The following is a 6,768-nucleotide window of genomic DNA, read 5'->3' on the forward strand; positions in this document are numbered from 1 at the left end:
CCCGTCAGGGTGCCGTAGGCATAGCAATAGCGCTGCGGAGCAATAATGCACGGGGCCAGAAGGCTTTTTTCAATAGCCCAGGCGTCTTACCCTAGCCTGAAACAACTATGTCTAATAACTAATGGTGCAACATCCAAGGTCGCCCACAGGATTGGGAGCGATATTTTGGCGAGTTTGGATCAGAATTTGAGTGCTGTTCACGCTTGATCAGTTTGGGTTCTCTTCCCCCCTTTGAAATAGGCAAAGAGCTGGAAAGCTGAACCATGGGAACTGAAATGAGACGTTTCCCTTCCTGATTGCAAGAAGGACAATAGGCCGGATCTCGATATTGAGATAAGGGCCGCCATACCTCAAACTCCCCACAGGTTTGACACTTAAACTCATACAGCGGCATCTTCCTATTCCACCCCCTTGAACGAGGCATCGGATAACATTCACCTAGGGAGAATATCTATGTCGAAGATTTGCGTAGGAACAGCCACCGTACAGCAAGCATTGGGAATATCGACGATCCCACTCACTCTGCCCTCCACCGGTGCAGAACTGAGCAGCAGATAAGCTTGTTCTCCCGTAAAGCCGAATTTTTTCAGATATTCGATGGCATTTAAGCAGGCGCGTCGATAGGCAATGTGAACATCCATATAATGCTGCTTACCTGTAAGCTCGTCCACAGAAATGCCCTCAAACACAAGGTATTCCGAGTAACGTGGCTCAACAGGGCCGGGCTTAAAAATGGGGTTAACCAATCCGTACTTCTCAACACCACCCTTGATTAGATCGACGTGGAGATCGATGTAGCCCGACATCTCAATAGCGCCACAAAAAGAGATCTCCCCATCCCCTTGCGAGAAGTGAATATCTCCCATCGACAGCTTGGCACCCTCCACGTAAACTGGGAAGTAGATCCGTGTTCCTTTAGACAGGTTTTTAATATCGCAATTACCGCCGTGCTCTCGCGGGGGCACCGTCCGAGCCGCTTCAGCAGCAACCCGCTCATACTCTGACTTGGGCAAAGTTCCCAAAATTGCGTTCTTGGGATTGGGCAAGGCGGCCAGCACAGGCTGATTGCCGGATAGCCCCGCGCCGTAAGTGCGCAAATCGGGAGCCGAAGCGACCAGCTCAGCTTCCCGCTTATTCCAAGCCGCCAGCAACTCGTGAGATGGGGCACAGCCAATGAGGCCGGGGTGAATGATGCCGGCAAAGCGCACATGGGGAATGTGTCTGGAAGTGGTGTAAATGCCTTGAAAATCCCAGATGGCTTTGGCCGCGTTGGGAAAATGATCGGTGAGGAATCCCCCTCCATTTTCTTTGGCAAAAATACCTGTAAACCCCCACTCGTCTCCCGGCAGTGGCCCAATGTCTAACAGATCGACAACCAGGATATCTCCAGGCTGGGCGCCGTTAACCCAAATAGGCCCACTCAAAACATGGACAACGCTTAGGTCAACCTGCTCAATGTCGGAAGGATCATCGTTGTTTTTGATTTGCCCATCCGTCCAGTCTTTACACTCAATTCGGAATACCTCGCCAGGGTTTACAGAAACCACAGCGGGAATATCAGGATGCCAGCGGTTGTGACCCGGTAGATCCTGTTGATCCATTGGCTTAGTCAGGTCAACTTTAAACAGCGTTTTGGGCATGGGATCCTATCCTTGAGTCATCACTCTGCGGTCAGACTTTGAATGCACAAAAGCCTATCTCCAATAGAGAAGCTAATACTGTAGTAAAAGCTACAATTCATAGTGCTGTTATCTACAATCGCAGAGCGGGAGATGAGGAGCTTAGATCGACAGGCTATTTCACTGCAATTCAAAGTAACTATCAATCAATTCACCAAAGTAACGGCCAATCCATTCGGCGACAGATCGATTTAGCCGTCAGCTCCTAAAGCGTTGCAGGATCCTCTCCAGAAAATCCCTAGAGAACATGGTGGGTTGTCGGCCAAATCCTGATTTTTCAATTAGCCCCCTTGGCTTCCCTTGAGAAAGGGAAACTCAAGCTCTTTCTTGAGATCCTCAGAACCTGGGATCCTCAAGTTCTGAAAACCCAGTTGCCGCAAGCCAGGGATCCCGAATGCCCAAGCTAGTCAAGTGCCTGTAGCTGGGCTAGGAAATCTGCCACCGTCAGGGATCCCAGCTCCTGCCGATGGCGCTGGCGCACGCTCACCGTTCCTGCCGCTTGTTCCTGTTCCCCCACGATCAACATAAAAGGGATCCGGGCCTTCTCGGCATTGCGGATTTTTTTGGGCAAACGGTCGCTGTCGGCATCGATGTGGACGCGGATCCCGTGTTCTCGCAGTTGATCCCGCACTTGGGTGGCATAGCCCAAATACTGATCGGAAACGGGCAAAATGCGCACCTGTTCCGGGGCCAGCCAGAAGGGAAAATCCCCAGCGTATTCTTCGATGAGAATGCCGATGAGTCGTTCCAGCGAGCCAAAGGGAGCACGGTGAATCATCACCGGACGCTGCCGGGATCCATCCTCAGCTACGTATTGCAGATCAAAGCGCTGTGGGTTTTGGTAGTCCACCTGAACCGTGCCCAGTTGCCACTCCCGATCCAGCGCGTCGCGGAAAATAAAATCCAGCTTCGGCCCATAGAAGGCTGCTTCGCCGATCCCTTCAAAGTGGGGCATCGACAACTTCTCCACAGCGCGACGGATGGCATTTTCGGCTTTGTCCCAATCTTCGGGGGATCCCAGATATTTGTCAGACTTGGGATCGCGGAAGCTGAGGCGGGCGCGAAAATCCTTGAGCTTGAGCTTATCGAAAACCACCAAAATGAGATCGACAACCTTGAGAAACTCCTCCTCCAATTGATCGGGCCGGACAAACAGGTGGGCATCGTCCACCGTGAAGCCACGCACTCGCGTCAGACCTCCCAATTCCCCCGATTGCTCATAGCGATAGACGGTGCCGAATTCGGCATATCGTAGGGGCAAATCGCGGTAGGATCGCAGCTCGGATTTGTAGATTTGGATGTGAAAAGGACAGTTCATCGGCTTCATGACAAAGCCCTGTTCGGCTGCGCGATCCTGCTCATTCTCCGCCATCATGGGGAACATATCTTCCCGGTACTTTTGCCAGTGGCCGGAGATCTTGAACAAGTCCACACGGGCAATATGAGGGGTAACCACCGGCAGGTAGCCCCGCTTGAGCTGCTCCTGCTTGAGAAAATTCTCCAGCACCCAGCGTAGGGTAGTTCCTTTCGGAGTCCAAAGGGGCAAGCCCGGACCCACTTCATCGGAAAACAGGAAGAGACCCAGTTCTTTGCCCAGCTTGCGGTGATCCCGCCGTTTGGCCTCCTCCAGCCGCCGCTTGTATTCCTTCAGCTCCTCTGGAGTTTCCCAGGCGGTACCGTAGATGCGTTGGAGCTGCGGCTTGGTCTCGTCCCCCCGCCAATAGGCGCCGGCCACGCTGAGCAGATCGAAAGCTTTGGGGTTGAGCTCTTGGGTGTTTTCCACGTGGGGACCGGCACAGAGATCCCACCATTCATCCCCCAAGTGATAAATGCTGATGACCTCTCCTTCGGGAATGCTGTCTAAGATCTCCAGCTTGTAGGGTTCTCCGAGGGCTTCGATGCGGCGCCTGGCCTCTTCACGGCTCACCTCCTCGCGGATCACCGGCAGGCCCTTTTTGATGATTGCCTGCATCTCTTTTTTGATGCGATCCAGATCTTCCGGCGTGAAGGGCTCGGGATGGTCAAAATCGTAGTAGAAGCCGTAGTCGGTTGTGGGGCCGATGGTCACCTGGGCCTTGGGAAACAGCTTTTGCACCGCCATAGCCAGGACATGGGAAGTGGTGTGGCGGATGCGCTCCAGTTGGGGAGACTCGTGAGTGCGCAGCAGTTTGAGGGTGCTGTTGGCCTTCTGAGGTGATTCGGCTGGCTGAGACATCGGAACCTACTTCGACAACAAAGAAAGAACAGTGAAGAAATGGATATCCGTGTCCCTATCTTAGGCTGGGGCGAGAACGGCAGGGATCCCCAGCTAATCAATTCCCCTGTTTGCCGAGTCAACCGCGAACCTCACCTCACGACTCGGCCCGGAACAAGGGGGGAAAGTACACAGTATCCTAAAGGGGTTGACCCCCTTACCCGAGCCATGATCTCTTCGCCCACCAACTTCACGGAATGCCCTGTCGCCTCTGCTCCCCCAGTTTCCGAAACCGGCCCGGCTTCTCGTCCTGAATCTTGGGCTGCCCCCGTTCTGGCCGCCATCGATGTGGGCAGCAACTCTCTCCACATGGTGGTGGTGCGCATCAATCCCCGTATCCCTAGCTTCACCCTCATCTCCCGCGAAAAAGCCACCGTCCGGCTGGGGGAGTTTTGCAGCCAGACGGGCGCCCTCACGCCTGCAGCTATGGAACGGGCCCGGACGGCTCTGGAGCGGTTTTGCCGCATTGCTGAGAGCTTTCAGGTGCAGGATATTGTTGCCGTGGCTACCAGTGCTGTGCGCGAGGCCCCCAATGGGCTGGAGTTTTTGAAGCGGATTGAACGGGAGCTGGGCCTGCGGGTGGAGTTAATCTCGGGGCAGGAAGAGGCCCGCCGCATTTATCTGGGAGTGCTCTCGGCGATGGAGTTCCACAACCGGATGCACGCGGTGGTGGATATCGGCGGTGGCTCCACAGAGCTGATCTTGGGCAATGGCCAAGAGCCGGAGTTTCTGCGCAGCATCAAGGTGGGAGCTGTGCGTCTAACCCAGGCTTTTTTGCACCACGATCCGCCCACTTCTGGCGAACTGCAAGCCCTGCGCCAGCACATCCGCGGCATGCTGGAATCCCCCATTGAGCAGATGAAACGGATCGTCGCATCTTCACAACAACAGGGATCCCTGCCTTTGGTGGGCACCTCTGGCACCGTCGAGTGCCTGGCCCAGTTGGATGCCCGCCGTCGGTTGGGCGCTCCCCCCAGTCGCCTGCAGGGGTATGAGTTCAGCTTGGAAGCCCTGCGCGGCTACATCAAAGAGCTGCGCTCCCTCACGGTGGCCGAACGGCAAAAGCTGCCCGGCCTGGGGGAAAGGCGGGGGGAGATCATCCTAGCCGGGGCGGTCATCTTGGAAGAAGTGATGACCCTGCTGGGGGTGGAGCGGATCCAGTTTTGCGAACGGGCTCTGCGGGAAGGGCTGATCGTGGACTGGATGATCGGCCAAGGGCTGATTGAGGATCGGCTGCGCTACCACAGCTCGGTGCGGCGGCGCAGCGTCCTCAAGTTGGCGGAAAAATACCAGGTGGAGCTGCCCTATGCCGAACGGGTGGCCGAATTTGCCCTCAGCCTCTTCGACCAGACCCGCGGCCTGTTGCATGGTTGGGGATCCCGCGAGCGGGCCCTCCTCTGGTCAGCGGCCATGCTGCACAACTGCGGCCACTTTATCAGCCATGCCGCCCACCACAAACACTCCTACTACCTGATTCGCCATGGGGAACTGTTGGGCTTCAATGAAGAAGAGGTGGAAGTGATCGCCAACTTGGCCCGCTACCACCGCAAATCGCCTCCCAAGAAGAAGCACGAAAACTTTCAGCGCCTCACCGACGAACGGGATCGCCAAATCGTCTTGGAACTGAGCCCCTTGCTGCGCATGGCTTGTGCCCTGGATCGCCGCCGTCTGCAAGCCATCCAAGCGCTGCACTGCCGTTTTCAGCTCTTGGGAGAAGGCCCCCGCCGCATGGAGTTGATTTTGGATCCCAGGCATCCCAATGATGACTGCGCCTTGGAGCTGTGGAGCTTGAACGAGAAGAAAAAAGTCTTCGAACAGCAGTTCAAGCTGCAGGTGATCCCCAAATTGTCCACTCAGATCGAGCGCAGCTCAAATCCTTTTGAGGCAGCAGTTTAGCCCCTGCCCGCAGGAGGTTTCTGGTGGGCACCTGGCAGCGGTAGAATGTCTGACGGTAAAGCTGTGGCTGTGAGCGGCTCTCTCGCCACTGAGTGCTGAGCAAAACGGAGTTGTTGAGATGGCCAAGTTGTTGTTGGGGGATCAAGCCTTTGAGGTCGAGCTACTGACGGATACGCCCACCAATTGGCCGGGAATTAAAGTCATGTCTAAGGGGGCCAAGCTGGATATTCCAGCGGGAACTGTGGTGAAGGTGGAGTCCGAGGATGACCACGCGACCGGGTCCTACAAAGTGGTCTATCGTCTGGCCCCCGCCTATCCCCGCAGTTGGAGGCTGCTCCTAGAGCGGGAGAGCGCTGCTACCGCGCCTCAAGCGGCATCGGCTCCAGAACCAGAGGTTGCTCAGGCCAGCAGCTCAGAAGGAGGGCTGCCGAATAGCGATAAAATCTTCGCCATCAAGGTATCCGGCCTCGTGGGAGGAGGTGTGCGCAGAAGTGTTGTCGAGTACAAAGTGCCCTTCAGCCGCCTTTCCCAAGAAGTGAAACGGATCACCCAAATGGGAGGCAAGATCGTCAGCATTGCCGAGTCCAATCTGCTAAGCACCCTTGAGTAGCGGGCGGCTTCCTGGGAGGTTCTGGGTTCTTTCAGGCCACCCGTCCAGGCCGTTCTGGTTCAAACAATTTCAACGAGGGATCCCTGTAGAAAGCATGCGGCGATTTCTCCCCTATCCCCAACCTGAGGATGGGGTGGTAGGCTGGCGTTGGTTTTGCCGTTGCCTGGAAGGCTGCCTTTTCCTGCTGTCCTGGGGGTGGGCTTTGGGTAGGAAAAGGCGTTCCGGCGAGGGCTGAGCTTTTGCAATTGGGAGTGGGGAGTGAGGCCATGACATCTCGACGACAGCCGACGCGCTTGGGAGGGTCGATGCCCCAAGGCCATGCAGGCTTT

The 6,768-nt window shown here is 55.9% G+C and carries 6 protein-coding genes; 2 read left to right on the forward strand and 4 right to left on the reverse strand.

The features are described from left to right. Positions 1-118: 118 nt before the first annotated feature. The 3 genes from NW856_RS02075 to thrS all read right to left on the reverse strand — a co-directional run bounded on the left by NW856_RS02075 (position 119) and on the right by thrS (position 3,894). The gene (locus NW856_RS02075; RefSeq protein ID WP_414341588.1) at positions 119-424 is read right to left on the reverse strand and encodes an FmdB family zinc ribbon protein; all 306 of its coding nucleotides are present in this window, start codon (positions 422-424) and stop codon (positions 119-121) included. Positions 425-434: 10 nt separating this feature from the next. Further along, positions 435-1,640 carry a formamidase gene (gene fmdA, locus NW856_RS02080; RefSeq protein WP_414341590.1) on the reverse strand — a complete coding sequence of 402 codons (1,206 nt, stop codon included), beginning with the start codon at positions 1,638-1,640 and terminating at the stop codon, positions 435-437. Positions 1,641-2,082: 442 nt separating this feature from the next. Next, positions 2,083-3,894, reverse strand: a complete 1,812-nt coding sequence (thrS, locus tag NW856_RS02085) for a threonine--tRNA ligase (protein ID WP_414398851.1) — start codon at positions 3,892-3,894, stop codon at positions 2,083-2,085. A 207-nt stretch (positions 3,895-4,101) separates the two neighbouring features. Here thrS and NW856_RS02090 point away from each other — a divergent pair, with 207 nt between their 5' ends. Beyond that, on the forward strand, positions 4,102-5,829 hold the full coding sequence (locus NW856_RS02090) for a Ppx/GppA phosphatase family protein (protein WP_414398852.1): 1,728 nt from the start codon (positions 4,102-4,104) through the stop codon (positions 5,827-5,829). A 118-nt stretch (positions 5,830-5,947) separates the two neighbouring features. Further along, on the forward strand, positions 5,948-6,439 hold the full coding sequence (locus tag NW856_RS02095) for a phycobilisome linker polypeptide (RefSeq protein WP_414398853.1): 492 nt from the start codon (positions 5,948-5,950) through the stop codon (positions 6,437-6,439). Positions 6,440-6,470: 31 nt separating this feature from the next. On the opposite strand, the gene NW856_RS02100 is transcribed toward NW856_RS02095, so the two are convergent. Then, positions 6,471-6,768 (reverse strand): hypothetical protein (locus tag NW856_RS02100; protein ID WP_414398855.1); only part of this gene is annotated, 298 nt, incomplete at its 5' end.

The sequence above is a fragment of the Synechococcus sp. R3-13 genome, from assembly GCF_047462195.1.
Lineage (GTDB): Bacteria > Cyanobacteriota > Cyanobacteriia > Thermostichales > Thermostichaceae > Thermostichus.

Coding starts and splice junctions, on each gene's coding strand:
- thrS (WP_414398851.1), bottom strand. CDS start 3,894: ATGTCTCAGCCAGCCGAATCACCTCAGAAGGCCAACAGCACCCTCAAA.
- NW856_RS02095 (WP_414398853.1), top strand. CDS start 5,948: ATGGCCAAGTTGTTGTTGGGGGATCAAGCCTTTGAGGTCGAGCTACTG.
- NW856_RS02075 (WP_414341588.1), bottom strand. CDS start 424: ATGCCTCGTTCAAGGGGGTGGAATAGGAAGATGCCGCTGTATGAGTTT.
- fmdA (WP_414341590.1), bottom strand. CDS start 1,640: ATGCCCAAAACGCTGTTTAAAGTTGACCTGACTAAGCCAATGGATCAA.
- NW856_RS02090 (WP_414398852.1), top strand. CDS start 4,102: ATGATCTCTTCGCCCACCAACTTCACGGAATGCCCTGTCGCCTCTGCT.